General features: G+C 62.0%; 21 protein-coding genes. 9 read left to right on the top strand and 12 right to left on the bottom strand.

What is annotated here, in order from left to right; genetic code table 11:
* Positions 1-220: 220 nt before the first annotated feature.
* Positions 221-634 carry a hypothetical protein gene (locus FA04_RS05900; RefSeq protein ID WP_034795922.1) on the top strand — a complete coding sequence of 138 codons (414 nt, stop codon included), beginning with the start codon at positions 221-223 and terminating at the stop codon, positions 632-634.
* A gap of 15 nt (positions 635-649) precedes the next feature.
* Here the strand turns inward: FA04_RS05900 and FA04_RS05895 are convergent, their stop codons facing one another.
* On the bottom strand, positions 650-1,669 hold the full coding sequence (locus FA04_RS05895) for an SDR family oxidoreductase (RefSeq protein ID WP_034795925.1): 1,020 nt from the start codon (positions 1,667-1,669) through the stop codon (positions 650-652).
* 30 nt (positions 1,670-1,699) lie between these two features.
* The gene (locus tag FA04_RS05890; protein WP_034795928.1) at positions 1,700-2,836 is read right to left on the bottom strand and encodes a DUF2336 domain-containing protein; all 1,137 of its coding nucleotides are present in this window, start codon (positions 2,834-2,836) and stop codon (positions 1,700-1,702) included.
* Positions 2,837-2,910: 74 nt separating this feature from the next.
* On the opposite strand from FA04_RS05890, the gene FA04_RS05885 reads away from it, so the two are divergent.
* Entirely contained in the window at positions 2,911-3,609 is a 699-nt protein-coding gene (locus FA04_RS05885) for a hypothetical protein (protein ID WP_034795930.1), read from the top strand.
* 22 nt (positions 3,610-3,631) lie between these two features.
* Here FA04_RS05885 and FA04_RS05880 read toward each other — a convergent pair whose 3' ends face one another.
* Positions 3,632-4,234, bottom strand: coding sequence for a flavin reductase family protein (locus FA04_RS05880; RefSeq protein ID WP_034795932.1), 603 nt, complete (start codon positions 4,232-4,234; stop codon positions 3,632-3,634).
* Positions 4,234-4,818 (bottom strand): nitroreductase family protein, encoded by a 585-nt coding sequence (locus tag FA04_RS05875; protein ID WP_034795936.1) that lies wholly within the window; start codon positions 4,816-4,818, stop codon positions 4,234-4,236. Before FA04_RS05875 ends, FA04_RS05880 begins: the two co-directional genes overlap by 1 nt.
* Before the next feature lie 100 nt (positions 4,819-4,918).
* On the opposite strand from FA04_RS05875, the gene FA04_RS05870 reads away from it, so the two are divergent.
* Positions 4,919-5,932 carry a hypothetical protein gene (locus tag FA04_RS05870; protein ID WP_034795940.1) on the top strand — a complete coding sequence of 338 codons (1,014 nt, stop codon included), beginning with the start codon at positions 4,919-4,921 and terminating at the stop codon, positions 5,930-5,932.
* A 33-nt stretch (positions 5,933-5,965) separates the two neighbouring features.
* Here FA04_RS05870 and FA04_RS05865 read toward each other — a convergent pair whose 3' ends face one another.
* From FA04_RS05865 to FA04_RS05840, 6 genes are all read right to left on the bottom strand, one after another.
* The gene (locus FA04_RS05865; RefSeq protein WP_034795943.1) at positions 5,966-6,805 is read right to left on the bottom strand and encodes a lysophospholipid acyltransferase family protein; all 840 of its coding nucleotides are present in this window, start codon (positions 6,803-6,805) and stop codon (positions 5,966-5,968) included.
* A 79-nt stretch (positions 6,806-6,884) separates the two neighbouring features.
* Positions 6,885-8,867: a threonine--tRNA ligase gene (thrS, locus tag FA04_RS05860; RefSeq protein ID WP_034795946.1), complete on the bottom strand. Its 1,983-nt coding sequence runs from the start codon at positions 8,865-8,867 to the stop codon at positions 6,885-6,887.
* A 220-nt stretch (positions 8,868-9,087) separates the two neighbouring features.
* Complete coding sequence (locus FA04_RS05855) at positions 9,088-9,627, bottom strand: DUF1697 domain-containing protein (RefSeq protein WP_034796039.1); 540 nt, start codon at positions 9,625-9,627, stop codon at positions 9,088-9,090.
* 11 nt (positions 9,628-9,638) lie between these two features.
* Positions 9,639-10,067 carry a DUF2267 domain-containing protein gene (locus tag FA04_RS05850; RefSeq protein ID WP_034795948.1) on the bottom strand — a complete coding sequence of 143 codons (429 nt, stop codon included), beginning with the start codon at positions 10,065-10,067 and terminating at the stop codon, positions 9,639-9,641.
* Positions 10,064-10,438, bottom strand: coding sequence for a membrane protein insertion efficiency factor YidD (yidD, locus tag FA04_RS05845; protein ID WP_034795951.1), 375 nt, complete (start codon positions 10,436-10,438; stop codon positions 10,064-10,066). Before yidD ends, FA04_RS05850 begins: the two co-directional genes overlap by 4 nt.
* Before the next feature lies 1 nt (position 10,439).
* On the bottom strand, positions 10,440-10,886 hold the full coding sequence (locus FA04_RS05840; RefSeq protein ID WP_034795955.1) for an iron-sulfur cluster assembly scaffold protein: 447 nt from the start codon (positions 10,884-10,886) through the stop codon (positions 10,440-10,442).
* 340 nt (positions 10,887-11,226) lie between these two features.
* Between FA04_RS05840 and folE the strand changes: the two genes are divergently transcribed.
* The 3 genes from folE (at position 11,227) to FA04_RS05825 (ending at position 13,679) form a co-directional block, all read left to right on the top strand.
* The gene (gene folE, locus FA04_RS05835; RefSeq protein WP_034795957.1) at positions 11,227-11,844 is read left to right on the top strand and encodes a GTP cyclohydrolase I FolE; all 618 of its coding nucleotides are present in this window, start codon (positions 11,227-11,229) and stop codon (positions 11,842-11,844) included.
* A 24-nt stretch (positions 11,845-11,868) separates the two neighbouring features.
* Positions 11,869-12,321, top strand: a complete 453-nt coding sequence (hisI, locus tag FA04_RS05830) for a phosphoribosyl-AMP cyclohydrolase (RefSeq protein ID WP_034795960.1) — start codon at positions 11,869-11,871, stop codon at positions 12,319-12,321.
* Positions 12,322-12,719: 398 nt separating this feature from the next.
* Entirely contained in the window at positions 12,720-13,679 is a 960-nt protein-coding gene (locus FA04_RS05825) for a patatin-like phospholipase family protein (protein WP_034795962.1), read from the top strand.
* 133 nt (positions 13,680-13,812) lie between these two features.
* Here FA04_RS05825 and FA04_RS05820 read toward each other — a convergent pair whose 3' ends face one another.
* Entirely contained in the window at positions 13,813-14,241 is a 429-nt protein-coding gene (locus FA04_RS05820; protein ID WP_034795965.1) for a CBS domain-containing protein, read from the bottom strand.
* Positions 14,242-14,502: 261 nt separating this feature from the next.
* Positions 14,503-15,234, bottom strand: coding sequence for a rhomboid family intramembrane serine protease (locus FA04_RS05815; RefSeq protein ID WP_034795968.1), 732 nt, complete (start codon positions 15,232-15,234; stop codon positions 14,503-14,505).
* A gap of 355 nt (positions 15,235-15,589) precedes the next feature.
* Here FA04_RS05815 and FA04_RS05810 point away from each other — a divergent pair, with 355 nt between their 5' ends.
* The 3 genes from FA04_RS05810 (at position 15,590) to FA04_RS05800 (ending at position 18,253) form a co-directional block, all read left to right on the top strand.
* Positions 15,590-16,231 (top strand): PAS domain-containing protein, encoded by a 642-nt coding sequence (locus tag FA04_RS05810; protein WP_234798738.1) that lies wholly within the window; start codon positions 15,590-15,592, stop codon positions 16,229-16,231.
* A 109-nt stretch (positions 16,232-16,340) separates the two neighbouring features.
* On the top strand, positions 16,341-16,949 hold the full coding sequence (locus FA04_RS05805; protein ID WP_034795971.1) for a PilZ domain-containing protein: 609 nt from the start codon (positions 16,341-16,343) through the stop codon (positions 16,947-16,949).
* A 695-nt stretch (positions 16,950-17,644) separates the two neighbouring features.
* Complete coding sequence (locus FA04_RS05800) at positions 17,645-18,253, top strand: transglutaminase-like cysteine peptidase (protein ID WP_034795974.1); 609 nt, start codon at positions 17,645-17,647, stop codon at positions 18,251-18,253.
* The last annotated feature ends 234 nt before the right edge of the window (positions 18,254-18,487 follow it).

Raw genomic sequence — 18,487 nt, 5'->3', positions numbered from 1 at the left:
TCGGTCGTCCTTTTCATTCAGGCGTGGTTTTGCGCCAAACTACCGCCGGCCTACGCCCGGACCAATACGTCAAATGGCGCAGGCTCGTATGCCTCCCCATCAATCCGCCTAACAGGCTGAAACAATTTGTTCCGCGCTGCCGGCAGCATCGCCCTATTTCGAGGAGAATCATGCAGGCATAGGTTGATCCACCACAACCTGCAAAGACGATGGGAATGCGATGCAAGCGGCGCTGATAGTCATGACCATTCTCGGCTGCGACCACGACGTCAGCCAATGCCAGTACATCTCGACGGTCAACGGCAGTTGGCCATCGATCGCGCAGTGCGACACGGCTTCGAACGCGCAACTGCCGAAGTTTTCCAATGCGAACTATCCGGTCGTCGTTGCGGTATGCGAGAGCTCGGCGCCCAGCGTCGCCGAAATCCCCGCGCCGCCACCGGGCGCCCAGCAGAACCAGGCGCTGCCCGTTCCGGCAGCGGAGCCGGAACCCGAGCAAGGATTGCCGAAACGCACGCTGGCTTTCCTGTCGGGCGCCATCCCCGATCGGGAGAAGCTGAAGACCATCGTCACGAAGCCGGTGCGCTATGTCGAAGATGGCTATTCCTGGGTCGCGCGCCGCTTTACCGACTGACGCGCCAAGCACGCCTCAGACGAGGCCGGCCGAAATCAGGCTGTTCGCCGAGGCCACGACGGCCTCTTCGGCAGAGCGCGGCTGCCACCCGAGAACACGGCGCGCCTTTTCGTTGGAAATGCGGGGGTCATGCCCGAGTTCGCGCACGATGAGGCGCAGGCCCGCATCGAAGGGGGCGGCAAGCCCTGCCAGCCAATTGGGCAGCACGAACCTCGGAAGCCTGCCCGCATGTTCAGGGAACCTGCGCCGGAGGATGGCCGTGATATCCGCAAGGGAAAGCGCCTCTCCCGCAATCAGGAAACGCTCGCCTGCCGCTGCGGCGACGCTTAAGGCCTGCACATGCGCATCCGCCACGTCGCGGACGTCGACAACCGGCACGGCGAACTTCGGCAAGGCGGGATAGTTCCCCTTGAGCAGGTTGCGCACCACGGCGACGGATGTGCCGATCTCATGGCCAAGAACCGGCCCGAGGACGATTCCGGGATTGATGACCACAAGCTCCAGGCCGCTGTCAGCCGCATAGTCCCAGGCCGCGCGTTCGGCGAAGGTCTTGGAGCGGTAGTAGGGTGTCGCAAGCGATGACTGCGGATCGGTCCAATCGTCCTCCGTAAACGGCGCGCGCCCTGCCCCGTAGATGACCGCGGCGACCGACGACGTGAGCACGACGCGTTTGGCACCGGCCGCATGGGCTGCCCTGAGCACACGCAGCGTGCCGTCACGGGCCGGCCCGATCAGCTCATCTTCATTGGCAGGCAAGCGAACCGGAAATGGCGAGGCGGTGTGGACGACGTAGGAAACCTCGGCAAAGGCCTCAGCCCAGCCCCGCTCCTCCAGGAGATCCGCCTCTCCAAACGTCAGGCGCGCGGCATCCGTACCACCGGCCGCGCGAATGGATCGCTCGATCTCCTCGGCGCGCCCGAGCGCGCGAACCGTGCCGTGCACAGGATAACCTTCGCGCAGCAAGGCGAGCGCGACGTGCCGTCCGACAAAACCGCCGATTCCGGTCACGGCAACGGTCGCGGTCCTCGCGTTCATGGGTCCATTCCTCGCTAAAGCGGGTCGCGATCAGGCGGCCTGGCGTGCGGCAAGTTCCGCGTAGTCACGGGCCGACTGGCGTTCCTCGGCGAATGCCAGGCGCTCGAGCAGATCGATCATCGCTGCGTCGGTCGGCGATGTTGCCCGTCCACGTCGCAGGCGCACGAGCAGTTCTGCCGAGACCGTCGCGTGGCCGCCGATTGAACCCGGCCCGTCCTGACGCCACAGGAGGACCGCTGTCGCAAACGTCTCGCTGACGTCGCGGCCGAGCCCGGCGCTTTCGAACAGGGCACGGATCGAGTGGACGCGCCCACCGGACAGGATGGAACGCACGCGTTTTTCGCTGACGCCGGAGAGGTCGACGATTGCGGCCGAGAAAAACTCTGCACGGCCGGTCACGAGCGCATGCAGCAGGAAGGCGGGCGTCAGGCGGCCGGTCTCGCGCAGATGCGTGACGAGGTCCGGCAGCTCCTCGACGGCCGTCGTTCCAACCATGCCGACGGCGGCGATATCGCAGGCTTCGCGGGTGACCCGCTGCACGCGACCTTCTCCAATCGTCACCTGTACGAGGCCGAAGGCGGCAAGTGCTGCACCGACTTCTTCGACAAGCGCGTGGCGGGCGGCACTCGGCAGGTCGTTGCGCGCAAGAAGCAGGTCACGAACCGAAGCCGAATGGCCAAGACGCTCGGCAATGCGCTTCAGCGAACGGCGCGACAGAAGAGCGCCGGGGTTTTCGAGCAGGATCAGCATTTCGTCTTCGTCGCCGATTTCGGCGATCGCAGCGGCGACCCCGCGCGAAACGAAACTGCGCGCCGCGATCAGCGCGCGGGTCTCCAGCGTTCCCCGAGCCGCGAGGTCGACCAGGTCGTCGTCGGTCAGGACGGGAGAATGCGAAACGACGAGATAGGCAATTTCAGGCTGGTCCCCGGCAAGACCAAGAATGATGGCGCGCGGCACGGAAGAGCAACCGCAAAGGACTTCGGCCAAGGCAAGGCGAACTTTGGGCGACGGATCGTCCAGCAGGAAGGTCATCGCCATCTCGGCGGCGCGACGATCGAGGCCATTCAGTTGCGCGTCAACATAGGCGCGGCCGAGCGCGCTGGCGGCGCGAATGCGTTCGCCTGTTCTCGCCGTTTCCACCCAGCGAAGAAATGCTTGTATGATCACCTACGCCCCACTAGACCACGCCAATGCCACCGATGTTCTGAGCCTAGCGAGCAAAGGTTTAAGATTGGTTCACCATGTCTGTTAACCGCCTCCAAACCATAAGGCCGCTGCTGTTTGCGGACGACGACGCGCTTAGCCTGGACGTGAGCGTTCTCAACACATTGGCTGGGCTGATCCTGACTGCCGGCCTCGGCCACGAAACGCGTCTTGGCCTCGCCCGGATGGAAGGACGCGATCTCGCGCTGCTCGCCTGTGTGGAACCGGTAGGGCTGCTCCATGAAGACGACGTACACCGGCTGCTTGATAGCGGCATCGATGGCGTCGTGCTTACCGGATGCCGCGGCCGCGCGGACATACAGAAGCTCGACGTGATGCTGCGGGTTGCCGAAGCAAGGATTGGCCTTCCAGCCAATCGCACCCGGATTTACGCCGAATACGGCGCAGCACCCGAAGGCCTGCTGTCGCCGCACACACTGGCGGGGTGCTCGCAGCGACTGGAAGGATTGATCTTCAACGGCTCGGCGCTGGCAAAGGCAGTCGGCTGCAAGGAGCCGGCGAGTGCCGCGCATCAGGGCGTGGCCGCGCCCGTGCTCGCGGGTCGCGCCAATGTGGTGCTAAGGGCCCATGACGCCGGCATCCGCGCCTATGAGGTGCTGCCGCCCACCGCCGATGCTGCAGCCACACGCTGGGCGCTTTCACAAAGCAGTAACGACGGATTCGCTTCGGTCGTCTGCCGCTCGCCCGAGCAAGCAGTCATCGCCGGCAGCGTATGACGCCGAGCCGGCGCGGTAACCGTCAGCGCGTCGGGCGGGTCATCTGGAAGACGTCGCCGCCGTCGCAATAGTCCATGTAGCCGAGGCGGGCGAGCGGCTTGACCGTCGCCATGTCGAAACGGCCATCGCGGATCGCATCTTCGCGAATGTGGATGCCGACGACCTGGCCGATGACGACGTAGTTGTCGGACAATGCACCATCCAGATCCTTGGGCTGGAACATCTCGGTCATCCGGCATTCGAGCGCGGCATAGGCTTCACCGACGAACGGCGCCCCAACCAGCGCGCCGTCGACCGGCGTCAATCCGGCGATCTCGAATTCGCTCTCGCCATGCGGCGCCGGGATCGACGTCTTGTTGATGGCGGCCGCCAGGTCACGGCTGGCGAAGCTCGCCGTGAACTCGCCGGTTGCCTCGATGTTGCGAACCGAATCCTTATAGCCGCTCGATGAAAACATCACGAGCTTCGGCCGGTCGCTGATGGCATTGAAGAAGGAATAGGGCGCGAGGTTCAGCGCGCCCTCGGCCGACCGCGTGCCAATCCAACCGATCGGCCGCGGCGAAACAATCGCCTTGAAAGGATCATGCGGCAGACCGTGACTGTTCGAGGTCGTATCGTAAAACATCAGGCTTCCTCGCCAACCCAGGTGACGATCTCGGCCAGCTCCGGCCGCGGCCGCTCCGTCGGTGGCACCATGGCGGTACCGATATGGATGAAGCCAGCAATTTTCTCGCCCGGCTTCACGCCCAGCAGCGGATAGGCGCGCTCGTCGAAAGCATACCACTCGGTCAGCCAGTTGGATGCGTAACCGAGGGCGTTGGCGGCCATCAGCAGGTTGAGGCAGACGGCACCAGCGGACATGACCTGTTCCCATTCCGGGATCTTGAAATGCGGCGCGGCGGTGCTGACGACGGCGACGACCACAGGCGCACGCGACAGGCGAGTTTCCTCCACCTTGATCATCTCTTCCGACAGATCCGGCTTCAGCTCAAGCGCCATTGCCTTCAGCTTGGCGCTGATGCGTACCCTCTCCTCGCCGCGATAGACGATGAAGCGCCAGGGCGCGAGTTTGCCGTGGTCCGGCACGCGCGAAGCAAGCTTCAGCATTTCCTCGACCTCGGCCTTGCCGGGACCGGGACCTCCCATCTGGAAAGCGGGGATGGAGCGACGGGACGTCAGGTAGTCGACGAGCTTAATTTCGGTTTTCATGTCAGATGAATTCCACTAATTTGCCGCCCCACAGGCAGCCACGAAAATGCCATACCGGCGTCCCAAGTGGAGTCACTCAGTCAGGAAGTCAACTGTTCTCATGCGTGCACGCTCTCGTATTTTCCTTCAGACCGGTCTTGCGATCCTTGTCGCCGGCACCGCTACGGGAAATGTGTTCGCAGAGGATGCGACCCAGGCGTTTGAAAGTTTCCCCTCGATCGCCGGCCCGCGCAAGATGCCGAAGCTGACGGGCTTCAGCCCGATGACATCGGATCCGCTGGCGGACGGCACGCTGAAGGATATCAAGCTCGAGGCGCTGCTGACCGAAAAAGGCGGACCGGTCGAAGCTGGGCTCACCTGGCGTGTGTTCAGCCCGATCCCCGGAAGCGACGGCAAGCTGCCGCTTCTCGCAACGTCGGAAGGCGGCTCGACAGCGTTCAATCTGGTACCGGGCGAATATTTCGTCAATGTCTCCTTTGGACGCGCCTCGGCCACGCGCAAGGTCCGCGTGCCGGAGCAAGGCGCGCTCGACAAGCAGGTGCTGGTGCTCGATGCCGGCGGCATGAAGCTCAATGCGGTCTCCGGCAGCGACGTGCGCATCCCACCGGCCGAACTCAGCTTCGACGTCTATTCCGCCGACACCAAGAGCGACGGCGAACGGGCGCTCATTGTCGAGGACGTCAAGCCGAACACGGTGGTCCGGCTGGGTGCCGGAACCTATCACGTGACCTCCAGCTATGGCGGCACGACCAACGCCTCGACCGCGGCAGACATCCAGGTCGAAGCGGGCAAGCTGACCGAAGCAACCATGCAGCACCGCGCCGCCAAGCTCACGCTCAAGCTGGTTTCGGAACCGGGCGGCGAAGCGATCGCCAACACCGCCTGGACGATCCTCACCTCCGCCGGCGATACGGTGAGCGAAGCCAACGGCGCCTTCCCGACGCAGGTCCTGCTCGAAGGCAGCTATTCCGCCGTGGCGCGCTACAAGGACAAGATCTACGAGCGCGACTTCACCGTGAAGGCCGGCGTCAATATGGACGTGGAAGTGCTGCTCAGCAGCGGCGGCAACAATGCGAACACCAATGCGAGCGTTGTGTCGGAAGCACAGGACTGAGCTTCGACGTAACGGAACGCAGTTGACCTAACGTCAGCCTGCCCGTCGCATGAACCGCCGACGCGGCGGCGCCATGGAAAAGACCGCTTCATAGATGCGCGCCAAAAGGTCCTTGCGATCGCCACAGGCACAGAGATCCTCGGGCGTGAGCACGCCGCCGATGCGCGCCGCGATCGTCGTTCCGGACAGACGCCGGAATTCGCGGATCAAGAGCGACAGTCTCAGCGTCAGTGAAATCTTGCTCGCCAGGTGGAAGAACGGGCCGTTCTGCCCTTCGAAGTAGATCGGGATCACGCTCGCCCGCGCCGCCTGAATGAGCTTTGCCGGAAAGATCTTCCACGGCAGGTCCTCGGCCCGACCAAAACCCTTCGGCGCGGTCGCCACGCCGCCGGCCGGGAAGATGACGATGGTCACGCCTTCCTTCAGCAGTCGCAGCGCTTCATGGCGTGTCGCCATGTTGACGGCCAGCGCCTCCTTCGTCTCTTCGAACGATACCGGCAGCGAGTAAGGCGCCATTTCCGGCACCTTCAGCAGTTCGTTGTTGATGAGGACGCGGAAGGGACGGCCGAGCTGTTCGGCAAGCGCCAGCACGGCGATGCCGTCGCCGATGCCGAAAGGATGATTGGCGATGATGACGATCGGCGTATCGGGCAGGTTCCGCGGCGGCCACTCGCCTTTTGTCTGCAGCGTCACATCGATGAGCTGCAACATCTCCCCGAAGACGCGCTCGCTCTTGCCGACGATGTCGGACCGCCAGCGCGTATAAAGCTTGGCATAGCGGTTGCGGCCCGACAGGCCTTCCATGGAGCGAATGAACCAGCGCTTCAGGCGCCGGTCGTTCTCATTGGCGTAGGACAGCTCTTTGAACTGCACGGAAATCTCCGATGGATACGATCTTATCCGGATATTCCGCTAATATGACAGTTTGCTGACAAAGCAAGTGCTCGGGGTCTCAACCCCGAGCTTTCTTTTCTGCCTTGCGCTTGAGATCCGGCGCCATGGCTTCGAGCGCAAGCGATGCAATCGCCTCGTCGAGCGACATGGCGGTCTGGGCCTGCGAGCCCAGACGGCGGATGTTGACCGAGCGCTCTTCGGCTTCGCGCTTGCCGCAGACCACGATGACCGGAACCTTCGTGACCGAATGTTCGCGGACCTTGTAGTTGATCTTCTCGTTGCGGAAGTCGGTCTCTACAGTCAGCCCTGCATCACGCAGGAGTTCGGCAACCTCGCGACCGTAGTCGTCGGCTTCCGAAGTGATCGTCGCGACGACGACCTGCAGCGGCGAAACCCAGAGCGGCATGTGGCCGGCGAAGTTCTCGATCAGGATGCCGAGGAAGCGTTCCATCGAGCCGCAGATCGCGCGGTGGATCATCACCGGCTGGCGCTTTTCGGATTCCTTGTCGATGTAGAAGGCACCGAAACGCTCCGGCAGGTTGAAGTCGACCTGGGTCGTGCCGCACTGCCATTCGCGACCGATCGCGTCCTTCAGGGTGTACTCGAACTTCGGACCGTAGAAGGCGCCCTCGCCCGGCAGAATGCCGGTCTTGATTCGGCCTTCCGACTGCGCCTCGATCGTCTTCAAGACGTCCGTCATCACGCTTTCGGCGCGATCCCATAGCTCATCGGAACCGACGCGTTTGTCCGGACGGGTGGAGAGCTTGACCACGACTTCCTTGAAGCCGAAGTCCTCGTAGACCGAGAGGATGAGGTCGTTGATGCGCAGGCATTCTTCCGCCATCTGCTCGTCGGTGCAGAAGACATGCGCGTCGTCCTGGGTGAAGCCGCGCACGCGCATCAGCCCGTGGAGCGCGCCCGACGGCTCGTAGCGATGAACGTTGCCGAACTCGGCGAGGCGCACCGGCAGTTCGCGATAGGACTTCAGGCCATGCTTGAAGATCTGGATATGGCCCGGGCAGTTCATCGGCTTCAGCGCAAAGATGCGCTCGTCGTCGGTCTCGTCACCGGCAACGGTCACCTTGAACATGTTGTCCCGGTACCAGCCCCAGTGACCCGAGGTTTCCCAGAGCGACTTGTCGAGCACCTGCGGCGCGTTGACTTCCTGATAGGTGTTGGCGAGCCGGCGACGCATGTAGGCAACCAGCGTCTGGAACATGCGCCAGCCCTTGCCATGCCAAAAGACGACGCCCGGGCCTTCTTCCTGGAAATGGAACAGGTCCATTTCGCGGCCGAGGCGACGGTGGTCGCGCTTTTCGGCTTCAGCGAGCACGTGCAGGTACTGGTCGAGCTCTTCCTGGGTGTGCCAGGCGGTGCCGTAAATGCGGGTCAGCATCGCGTTGTTGCTGTCGCCGCGCCAATAGGCGCCGGCCACCTTCATCAGCTTGAAGGCGGTGCCGATCTGGCCGGTCGAGGCCATGTGCGGGCCGCGGCAAAGATCGAACCAGTCGCCCTGATAGTAGATCTTGAGATCCTGCCCTTCGGGGATCGCGTCGACGAGTTCGACCTTGTAGGCCTCGCCCTTTTCGGCAAAAACCTGGCGGGCCTTATCGCGCGACCAGACTTCCTTGGTGAAAGGCTTGTTGCGGGCGATGATCTCCTTCATCCGCTTTTCAATGAGCGGCAGGTCGTCGGGCGTGAAGGGCTCGTTGCGGGCAAAGTCGTAATAGAAGCCGTTGTCGATGACCGGGCCGATGGTCACCTGCGTTCCTGGCCACAGTTCCTGAACGGCCTCCGCCATCACGTGCGCGGCATCGTGGCGGATCAGTTCGAGCGAGCGCTTGTCGTCACGAACGACGATTTCCAGGCGACCATTAGTCACCGGATCGGACAGATCGCGCAGCTCGTCGTCGAGCGCGATCGCAACCGCCTTCTTGGCGAGCGACTTCGAAATCGATTCTGCCACGTCGCGGCCGGTCGTGCCGAAGGGATATTCGCGCACCGAGCCATCAGGAAATGTAAGGGAAACAGGATTCGACATAGTGATCTCCTATCCAGTCCCGCCAACGAATGCGGGTGGTATGGTTGACCGGCAAGGCCGGTGAATTGACGATACAGCGTCGCATCCGTCAGACGCGCAGAGATCGCTGTAGTGCTTTTGCTGCGTGTTTTTCCCCGAGCCGAAGGACGACCCGCGGAAATACGCCGTAGCCTGATAAAGGGTTTTCGAAAGTGAGTAAAGGCAAAGGCTGCGGCGGACGCTAGCTGCGCAGCATCTCGCAAAGCCCCTTCACGGTGTTCCAGTTGCGGAACGTCCCGATGCCCAGCCGCTTGGTGGTCATGGCGCCGAGCAGCTTCGATTCGCTCGCCTTGCCCGGGAAATGCACCCAGAGATCGCCATCGACGATCGCCAGTCGCTCGCCGGCGGTGCAGTAGCGCCGAAGCCCTTGGAGCGCCGCTTCCGTCAAAGGTTCGCGCATCACCCGGACATGAACCTGCGTCGCGTCCGCCTCGCCCTCCTCATGGAAGGGATTGGCTGCGGCAAGCGTCTGCCAATCGGCGCCCGACCGGACAAGAATGTCGACGTGCCGGCCAAACGTCTCGGCAAAGGCCTTCTCAAGCGGCATTTCGAGGTCCCGAGTGGACGTTTGTCCGGTCTGAAACACCAGATTGCCCGTTGCGACCAACGTCCGCGGCGCTTGATAGCCGAGCCCTTCAGCCATCTTCTTGAGGTCAGCCATGACGACCCGGCGGCCGGGCCCGAGAACGATGCTGTAAAGCAAGGCGACGTAGCTGTTCATCATTCCCCTTGTCAGGCGCGCCAGAAATCCGCAGCGCCCGCCGGCAGCCGCGCGAGCACCCGGTCGAGTTTCGCCTCGTCGATGTTGCGACGCAAGGCGCCAGCGACGTCTGCAATGGCGCCGTCCGGGGAAATATTGTGATCCGGGCGCAGCGCCTGTACCTCGCGGGTCATGGCGATGCGACCCGAAAACGGGAGCCGCGGCTCTTCAAGGTCCCACTCGGCAACGAAGATCGCCCGGATGACAGGCGGCAGGATGTCGGCAAACAGAATGGCATCCTCGATCTCGAGCCGGCGCCGAAACGTCTGCAGTACCGCCTGGACCATCGTATAGGCCTGGTTCGTCGTCTGCAGCCCGGCCAAGTCGCGGGCATCGAGAAGGAAGCGCTCGAAGTCTAAGGAAGCCTGACGATACTCCATCGGCATGGGCATGGCGGTCATCCAATCTTCGGCCGCGGCCGCCAAAAGCGCCACGGCGCGTACCATACGAGGCGCGGTTCAAGCCGCTCCGGCACAGGATCGAAACCATGCGTTCCGCCCGGCCCGCAGCGCGCCACGCGAAACAGCGTCATCCAGCCTCCGGCCCAGAAGCCGTGGCGGGCAATCGCCTCATAGCCATATTCCGAACAGGTCGGCAGGTGTCGGCACGAATTGCCGATAAAGCTCGAAAGCGTGAGCTGATAGGCGCGGATCAGCGCCATGCCGGCGAGCCGCCCGGGGGTCTTGCGAAAGGGGCCCGACCAGTTTCGGCCACGGACCGCTGGCGCTGCCTTTTCATGTGCAGCGTGTCGGCAATTCGGTTCGCCGCACATCTCAGACGGCCGCGAGCAGTCGCCTGGCCTCGATCTGCTCGATGGCATCGACGACCGCATCGAAGGTTAGCATGGTCGATGCGTGGCGCGCCTTGTAGTCCTTCACCGGACGCAGGAAGCGCATATCCTCGAAACGGCCCGAAGGCCCCTCACCGTCCGCCTTCAACATAGCCAGCATGTCTTCGCGCGCCTGGCGGATCTCCTCAGCCCCGGCGCCGACGACATGGCGCGCCATGATCGAGGACGACGCCTGGCCGAGCGCGCAGGCTTTGACGTCATGGGCAAAATCGGTGACGACGTCGCCATCCATCTTCAGCCAGATATGCACCTTGGAGCCGCACAGCTTGGAATGCGCCGTCGCGTCCGCATCGGCATCGCCGAGCGTCCCGATACGGGGAATGTTGCCGGCGAATTCGAGAATTCGGCTGTTGTAGATGTCATCCATCATTTGACGCGATCCGACTGATTTTTCGCGGTTTTGAGTGATCGACGCATGATTTTCTCCGGTAGACGGGAAAAAAGCACGACGCGACACGCTCCGCCTCTTTCATCTCTATGGCACCATACTATATGCTATGTCGTGTTGGGGCGACAGTTCCGCAAGAGGAACAATGTCGCCTGTTGTTTGGGAAACCGTGCCGGAAGGTCCAGTGCACTGCTAAGCCAGGACCGGAAAGCCCCGGAGCCCGCCAACGGAACCCAAGCCTGCAGGGTTAGGCGAATGGCCAGTGGCGAGTTGTCCGAAAGATAAAACGTCAAGCAATCCCGTATTGCTAAAAGAGGCCATTATGGATGCCATAGTGAAGAATTTTCCTGTGCTCGACGATGCGAGCGGCCGCCCCACCCAGAAGGAGGCCGAGGAAGCGGTGCGCGTTCTTTTGCGCTGGGCTGGCGAAGACCCGCAGCGCGAGGGGCTTTTGGATACGCCCGCGCGCGTGGCCAAGTCCTACCGCGAGCTTTTCAGCGGTTATGATCTGGCTGCCGAAGACGTGCTTGGCCGCACCTTCGAGGAGGTTGCCGGCTACGACGATATGGTGCTCGTCAAGGACATCCCGTTCTATTCGCATTGCGAGCACCACATGGTGCCTATCATCGGCAAGGCGCATGTCGCATACCTGCCGAACGGGCGCGTGCTCGGCCTGTCGAAGATCGCCCGCGTGGTCGATATCTACGGCCGCCGACTGCAGACGCAGGAATCGATGACGGCGCAGATCGCCAGGGCGATCGACGAATCGCTCGCCCCGCGCGGCGTTGCCGTGATGATCGAAGCCGAGCATATGTGCATGGCGATGCGCGGCGTGCAGAAGCAAGGCTCGACAACGCTGACGACCACATTTACGGGTACCTTCCAGACGGAACCGGCCGAGCAGGCGCGGTTCATGACGATGATCAGGGGCTTCAAGTAAGGCTCCGACAGACGGAGCCTTTCCATGACGCTCACCTTCGACGCTCCCTCCTCAGACAAGGCCGAACTGGAAACCGGTCCGGCCTTCACTCCCCGTTTTGATGAAAAGGGGCTGATCACCGCCGTCGTCACCGACGTCAGGGACGGCGAGTTGCTGATGGTCGCCCACATGAACGCGGAGGCCCTGGCCCTGACGATCGAGACCGGCGTGGCCCACTACTACAGCCGCTCGCGCAAGAGCCTCTGGAAGAAGGGCGAAAGCTCCGGGAACCTGCAGGCGGTCAAGGAAATCCGCACCGATTGCGACCAGGATGCGATCTGGCTGAAGGTTTCCGTCGCCGGCCACGACGCGACCTGCCATACCGGCCGCCGCTCCTGTTTCTACCGCACCGTCGGCACCGAAGACGGCAAGGCCTCGGTCAAAATCACCGACGACCACAGGCATTTCGACCCCGCCGAGATCTATGATAAAAATTAAGCATCGCGCATCTTTTTGGCGCGGGTGCATGCTATATTTATATTTTGGAAACCAACCGGGCGCCTAATCCTTAAGCAGGGATGCGGCGCAATCGGAACGATCTCGTTCCAAACTGTATTGCAAACTGTATCCAATGTTTATCGGTCGTGCCGCAATCGTCGGTGGGATCGGTGATATACCTTAGACAAAGGTGCCAGTCTTTCAGCAATGAAGCGGACAAGGCCAGCACCGGCGCCGGCTTGGCGGAGCCTCCCCAGGACGCGCGCATGAAATTGCCTCTCTCCAGGATCAATCCCGACCCCTGGAAGTTTAGTCAGCGATGAATTGCCACAGCGACCTTCGCGCATTCTCATCGACGTGTCGCGCTGCGGAGTATTCGGCGGTGTTGGAGGTGCCGGATGTTGAATTGGACGTTTACGCGTAACAATCAGATTACGGATCTGTCCGGACCGGACGGAACATCGATTTCGACAACGCCACCTGAACCGGCGCCACCTCCGCAAAAACCGAAGATCGCAATCGCGCTTGGCGGCGGTGCCGCGCGCGGCTGGGCCCATATCGGCGTGCTGCGCGCGCTCGACGAAGAAGGCATCGAAGTCGGCATGATCGCCGGCACCTCGATCGGCGCGCTCGTCGGTGGCTGCTATCTTGCCGGCAAGCTCGACGAACTCGAAGCCTTCGCCCGCTCCCTCACCGTACGCCGGATCGCCGGCCTGCTCGATTTCGCCATCGGCGGCGGCGGCCTTTTCGGCGGCCTGCGGCTCACCAAGCGCATGCAGGAGCATCTGGAAGGCCTCAGCATCGAAGGCCTCGACAGGCCGTTCATTGCCGTTGCAACGGAAGTTCACAGCGGCCACGAGGTGTGGCTTGAAAAGGGATCGCTGATCACCGCGATCCGGGCCTCCTACGCCCTGCCCGGCATCTTCGAGCCGATCAAGGCGAATGGACGCTTGCTGATCGATGGCGCGCTCGTCAATCCGGTTCCGGTTTCGGTGTGCCGCGCCCATGAGCAGCAACTCGTCGTCGCGGTGAACCTCAACTACGATCTCTATGGCCGCTCGGCCGTCGTCAAACACAGCGCCGGCGCTGAATCCCTGGATGCGCCCGCCAAGGAAGCGCCGCACCAGTCGCGCCTCGGCATGACCAGCGTCATGGTCCAGGCCTTCAACATCATCCAGGACCGGATTTCCCGCGCCCGGCTTGCCGGCGACCCGCCGGACCTGGCGCTGCACCCGAAACTCAACGACATCGGTCTTTCGGAATTCCATCGCGCGGGCGAAGCAATCGATCGCGGCTACCACGAGGCAAAAGCGAGGCTGGTTGAAATTCGCCGCATGCAGGAAGTGCTCGTTCGCTGACGGAGCGTGCCCGGCATGAAAGCCGCGATACGCGGCGGCGCACTTACCGGTCGCCCAGGGTGCATCCTGAACACACGGGTGCTTCGCGGCTCCCAGGGGGATTAAGAGGGCGGCGCAATGCCGCCCTTTTCTCTCAGCCGGCGATATAGGCCTTGATCTGTTCGGTCTCGTGCTCGATGGCGCGGATGTGATGCTTGATCACGTCACCGATCGAGACGATGCCGGCAAGCTGGCCGTTCCTTTCGACCGGCAGGTGACGGGCCCTGAGCTTGCTCATCATTTCCATCAGGGTCTGAACCGACATGTCCTCGGTGCAGCAATAGACATTCTGCCACATGACCGCTGCCACCGGCCTTTCGAGACAGGTCGAACCCTGCTTGGCAATCGCTGCGACGATGTCGCGCTCGGTGAGGATGCCTGCGATCTGATCGTCCGCGTCGAGGATGACGACCGCACCGATATGATTGTCACGCAAGAGGATGGCAGCCTGTTGGACTGTCATCTGAGGGCCGACCGTTACGACATTCCGGCCCTTTTCATCGAGTATGGCTTTTACTGACATGCGCACATCTCCCGTTGCGACAACACCGGGTCGGCAGGGATAGGTCCAGCCATCTCACGTGCGGTACGGTCGGGCGATGGAACCTGTACCCTGGCCGCTTGCGAAAGCCGTCTCGCGTGCTCCTCAGACGCGGATGGCATTCGATACCCGGCCTACACGGGTCGCCCAGTCTTTCGATCACGGGCGACCGTAACAAATGGTGCGCCAGCGCCTTGGGGAAATCAAGCGCTCACAAGCGCCGTCCGCCAATCTTTCGCTCCGTCAGTCACGCGGATCGAAAAGGCTGAAGAGCAGAAAGCCGAAGAGGAAGCCGCCGATATGCGCTTCCCAGGCGACGCTGCCCGCTCCGCCGGGGGTAAACATGCCAAGGCCGATTAGGAAATTGGTCAGGAACCAGATACCGGCGAAGACCACAACCGAGCGGTTGGCCAGAGCCTCACCGACGTCGAGCCGGCGATTGAGATGGGCAAACTGCCGGCTGATGCGTCCGCTCGGCGAAAAGACGAAGCGCGCGGCAGCCCCCATGAATCCGGACACCACGCCGGAAGCGCCGACGACGACGATCATTTCCCCCCAGTGAAACGCCGTATGCAGCGCGACTGCGGCCGCCGCCGACAGGCACCAGAACACGGCGAGACGCCCCATGCCGATCCGCCGCACGACCGGCGCACCGAAGGCCACCATCCAGAAGATGTTGAAGATCAGATGCTCCCAGCTTCCATGCAGGAAGGAATAGGTGACGGGGCTCCACAGCCAGGCAAGCCCCTGCTCGGCCAATGGGTGATCGTAGCGGGCCGGGAGAAAGGCGAAGTTGAAGATGATCTCCTGATCGATCGCCGGCGGCAGCACGTAGGTTCGCAGAACATGGATTGCGATCAGAAACAGCAGGATGAAGGTCAGCCCCGCCGGCAGATTGAAGGCCGGCTCGCGCGCCGGGTTCGCGGCGCTGTCGCGCTCTGCTTCCGGTGGCGTCGCCGTCTGATCTCGTTCCATGGTTGCTGTGTTCTCCTCTCAATGCGGCCCACACATTCCTGTGCGATCGCGGCAATGGCATGGCATCACCGGAATTAGGACTGGAGTTGGGGCGACCAGCCATAAGCAAACAAAAAAAGACCGTCCAGCAAAAACTGAACGGTCGCCAAGCTCAGATCCGAGCTCCAGTTCAAGTGCCGAAGACAACGCTTCGTAAAGTGATGTCCTCCCCTGCCAGTTGCGGCGGCGCACTGCAACGGAAACCGTTTGTTAACCTTAATTTCCGGCTGGCACGGTTTTCGCTCCTTAATCCTCAGAACCGAAATGCATGGCCGAAGATGTCTCGAACCGGGACACAACGGGCCGCAGGAATGGAATGAAAGAAGCGATGCGCAGCAATACGACGACGGAGCTTTTCCGATACTGGAACACCATTCGCGGGAAGCGCGAGCTTCCGCGCCGCGACGAGCTTGAACCTTCCGACATCAGAACGCTGCTGCCGAACCTGTTCATTCTCGAGCGCGACCGCAATGCCGGCATCTCGTTTCGCCTAGCGGGAACCCAGGTGTGCGCCCTCTTCGGGCAGGAGCTGCGCGGGCGGCAATTCGGCATGCTCTGGCTCGGCAGCCAGGCGGCGAAAACGCAGCGCATCACCGGCCAGGTCATGACGCACCGTGTGCCGCTCGTGCTTTCGGCCAAGGGCCGTACCGCCGACGCGCGGGAAGTCGATATCGAAACCCTGCTTTTGCCGCTTGCCTCCAGCGAAGGCGAAAGTGACCGGGTCCTTGGCGCCCTCTCACCTCTTTCCCGCCCGTATTGGTTGCATGCAACCTCAATCGAATGTCTCGATGCGACGGGCATGAAGGTTCTTGACCCTGATCGGACCGCTGTTTTTCGCGACGAGGAAACCGAACGACAGAGCGATGCCTTTGCGAAATCGCCTGCCGCCGGCGCATTTTCGCGCGAATTCCGCCAGTTCGGGCATCTCCGCATCCTCGAGGGCGGGCGCCGCGATTGATCGCGCCGACTGTCCCGAGATGATGTCAGGGACCAACCGGAGGACGAACCTTCTATTAACTTGAAAAGGCTAAGCTCCGCCAGCCAAGCTATGTCGCCACAGAGTCAACATGTTCTCGTTTCAGCACGCACAGAATACCGCTCCGAAACCGCACCACGAAGGTGCGTTCCAGCGCGTTTCCGTGAATCTGGCGGGGCGGCTGATGCTTGCCAATCGTGACGAGTTCGAGTGCACCGCCATCGACATGTCGCCCGGCGACGTCCTGCTTTCCTCGCCGGCCCAGCCGCGCGCGGGCGAACGCATCATCGCCTATGTCGATCACGTCGGTCGCCTCGAAGGCACGGTGTCTCGCATCGCCGATGGCGCTTTCGTCATCCAGCTCAACGCGACCGAGCGCAAGCGCGAGAAGCTCGCGGCCCAGCTCACCTGGATCGCCAACAAGCATGAGCTCGGCCTGCCCGAAGACCGCCGCCACGATCGCCTTGCGCCGCGCAAAACGGTAACCGAATTGACGCTCGACACCGGCGAGAAGTTCCCGTGCCGCATCATCGACCTTTCGCTGTCCGGTGCTGCCGTCGACATCGAGAACCGCCCGCCGATCGGAACCGCCATCCTCCTGGGAAATATGAAGGGCCGGATCGTCCGTCACTTCCAGGAAGGCTGCGCCATCGAGTTCTTGGGCATCCAGTCCCGTGAGGCACTGACCGAATTCCTCTAACGGCGCGCCTGCGCCGTCCTTCGGCTACCCGCCTTGCATTGAGCAACGCTCCTAGCCCCCATCTCCCGAACTGTCCTTCAGACATAAAACCGTCTTCGTGCTTCTTTTGTGCGGCAAAGAACCCCCGCTCCCACATCGCTCCGCTCGGCTACGCCCGAGAGAACGCGCTAAAGGCGTGCTCGCTTAGGCCCTACGTCCCCGAGCCCGAAGACACACGATGATCGGTGGCAACCGGAGCGGTTTTCGCGAGTAAGAAGCGCGCCGCATCCGCGCCTGGATCATTTCGAGACAAGTCCGGCGCCGCGATCAAAATGCTCTCGTCGTCCGCAAATATTTTTCCGGTGGAATTCAAGCGAAAACGCATATTTCAAGTCAAAACTCTCCCGAAGTGGCAAGTACAGACGCTGCAAAGATGCATCTCCTGCCGTGGCCGCGCCGCAGTTTTTGCACCGCCCAGTCGCTCGTTTCGCGCATACCCAAACAAATACAGCGGGTTAAATGCTTAACAAATTACACCTCCACGAGCGGGCGGAGCTAAAATCGATAAAATTTGATTCAAATTCGATTCAAATACAAATAAAATTCTATTCTTGTTTTATTCTTATACGACTTTCATTTGTACTTGTTTTTAGCTCGCAAGTTCGCGAGCGATAAAAACGTCTGTGCCATTGTCGAACCATAACGGGGAGACAATCATGCTCAAGACAATCACCAAGCTGATCGCGGTTGCGGTCCTTTTCACCGGCGGCCTTTTCGGCACGGCTCAGGCGCTTCCGGCCAACATGGTCGTGACCGGCTCCACCAACCCGCCGATCGGCCACTACGAGTTCTGCAAGATCTATGCGTCGGAGTGCACCTCCAACGGCAAGGACGGCGGCCCGATGGTGCTGACCCGCGAAGGCTGGCAGAAAATTCTCGAGATCAACTACGACGTGAACCAGGCGATCACTCCGATGACCGACATGGAAATCCATGGCGTCGAAGAGAAGTGGTCCTATCCGGAAACCGTCGGCGATTGTGAAGACTACGTTCTCCTGAAGCGCCGCAAGCTGATCGAAAACGGCTTCTCCGCATCCGACCTGCTGATCACCGTCGTGCTGCAGCCGAATGGCGACGGCCATGCCGTCCTCACCGTTCGTACCGACCGCGGCGACTTCATCCTCGACAACATGCGCAACAAGGTGCTGCTGTGGTCGGATACCGAATACACCTACCTCAAGCGCCAATCGACCGAGCATTCCGGCCGCTGGGTCAAGCTTCAGGACGGCCGCACCGTTGCCGTCGGTAGCGTTCGCACGCAGTAAGATCTGAAATACAGGCGAGCCGCCACCCGGCGGACGTCTCCCAACGGGCCTCGGTCAGTCCATTTTCCCCGTCCAGACCGAGCCTCGGCCGGTTCCGTGTCCCTCGGAACCGGCCATTTTTTTATGCGGCCTTGTCTCCCCGGACGCACGCGGGCATAGGGCATTCATCGAAAGTTAACCGTCTTCGACCAGCGTCGGGCAAGCGGCGTCCGCCACACTTCGGTCCGCCGCCAA

Origin of the sequence: Ensifer adhaerens, from assembly GCF_000697965.2 — a bacterium.
Lineage (GTDB): Bacteria > Pseudomonadota > Alphaproteobacteria > Rhizobiales > Rhizobiaceae > Ensifer > Ensifer adhaerens.
This window is presented reverse-complemented; position numbering and strand designations above follow the sequence as displayed.

Coding starts and splice junctions, on each gene's coding strand:
- FA04_RS05900 (WP_034795922.1), top strand. CDS start 221: ATGCAAGCGGCGCTGATAGTCATGACCATTCTCGGCTGCGACCACGAC.
- FA04_RS05895 (WP_034795925.1), bottom strand. CDS start 1,669: ATGAACGCGAGGACCGCGACCGTTGCCGTGACCGGAATCGGCGGTTTT.
- FA04_RS05885 (WP_034795930.1), top strand. CDS start 2,911: ATGTCTGTTAACCGCCTCCAAACCATAAGGCCGCTGCTGTTTGCGGAC.
- FA04_RS05880 (WP_034795932.1), bottom strand. CDS start 4,234: ATGTTTTACGATACGACCTCGAACAGTCACGGTCTGCCGCATGATCCT.
- FA04_RS05875 (WP_034795936.1), bottom strand. CDS start 4,818: ATGAAAACCGAAATTAAGCTCGTCGACTACCTGACGTCCCGTCGCTCC.
- FA04_RS05870 (WP_034795940.1), top strand. CDS start 4,919: ATGCGTGCACGCTCTCGTATTTTCCTTCAGACCGGTCTTGCGATCCTT.
- thrS (WP_034795946.1), bottom strand. CDS start 8,867: ATGTCGAATCCTGTTTCCCTTACATTTCCTGATGGCTCGGTGCGCGAA.
- FA04_RS05855 (WP_034796039.1), bottom strand. CDS start 9,627: ATGAACAGCTACGTCGCCTTGCTTTACAGCATCGTTCTCGGGCCCGGC.
- FA04_RS05850 (WP_034795948.1), bottom strand. CDS start 10,067: ATGACCGCCATGCCCATGCCGATGGAGTATCGTCAGGCTTCCTTAGAC.
- yidD (WP_034795951.1), bottom strand. CDS start 10,438: ATGTGCGGCGAACCGAATTGCCGACACGCTGCACATGAAAAGGCAGCG.
- FA04_RS05840 (WP_034795955.1), bottom strand. CDS start 10,886: ATGATGGATGACATCTACAACAGCCGAATTCTCGAATTCGCCGGCAAC.
- folE (WP_034795957.1), top strand. CDS start 11,227: ATGGATGCCATAGTGAAGAATTTTCCTGTGCTCGACGATGCGAGCGGC.
- hisI (WP_034795960.1), top strand. CDS start 11,869: ATGACGCTCACCTTCGACGCTCCCTCCTCAGACAAGGCCGAACTGGAA.
- FA04_RS05825 (WP_034795962.1), top strand. CDS start 12,720: ATGTTGAATTGGACGTTTACGCGTAACAATCAGATTACGGATCTGTCC.
- FA04_RS05820 (WP_034795965.1), bottom strand. CDS start 14,241: ATGTCAGTAAAAGCCATACTCGATGAAAAGGGCCGGAATGTCGTAACG.
- FA04_RS05815 (WP_034795968.1), bottom strand. CDS start 15,234: ATGGAACGAGATCAGACGGCGACGCCACCGGAAGCAGAGCGCGACAGC.
- FA04_RS05810 (WP_234798738.1), top strand. CDS start 15,590: ATGAAAGAAGCGATGCGCAGCAATACGACGACGGAGCTTTTCCGATAC.
- FA04_RS05805 (WP_034795971.1), top strand. CDS start 16,341: ATGTTCTCGTTTCAGCACGCACAGAATACCGCTCCGAAACCGCACCAC.
- FA04_RS05800 (WP_034795974.1), top strand. CDS start 17,645: ATGCTCAAGACAATCACCAAGCTGATCGCGGTTGCGGTCCTTTTCACC.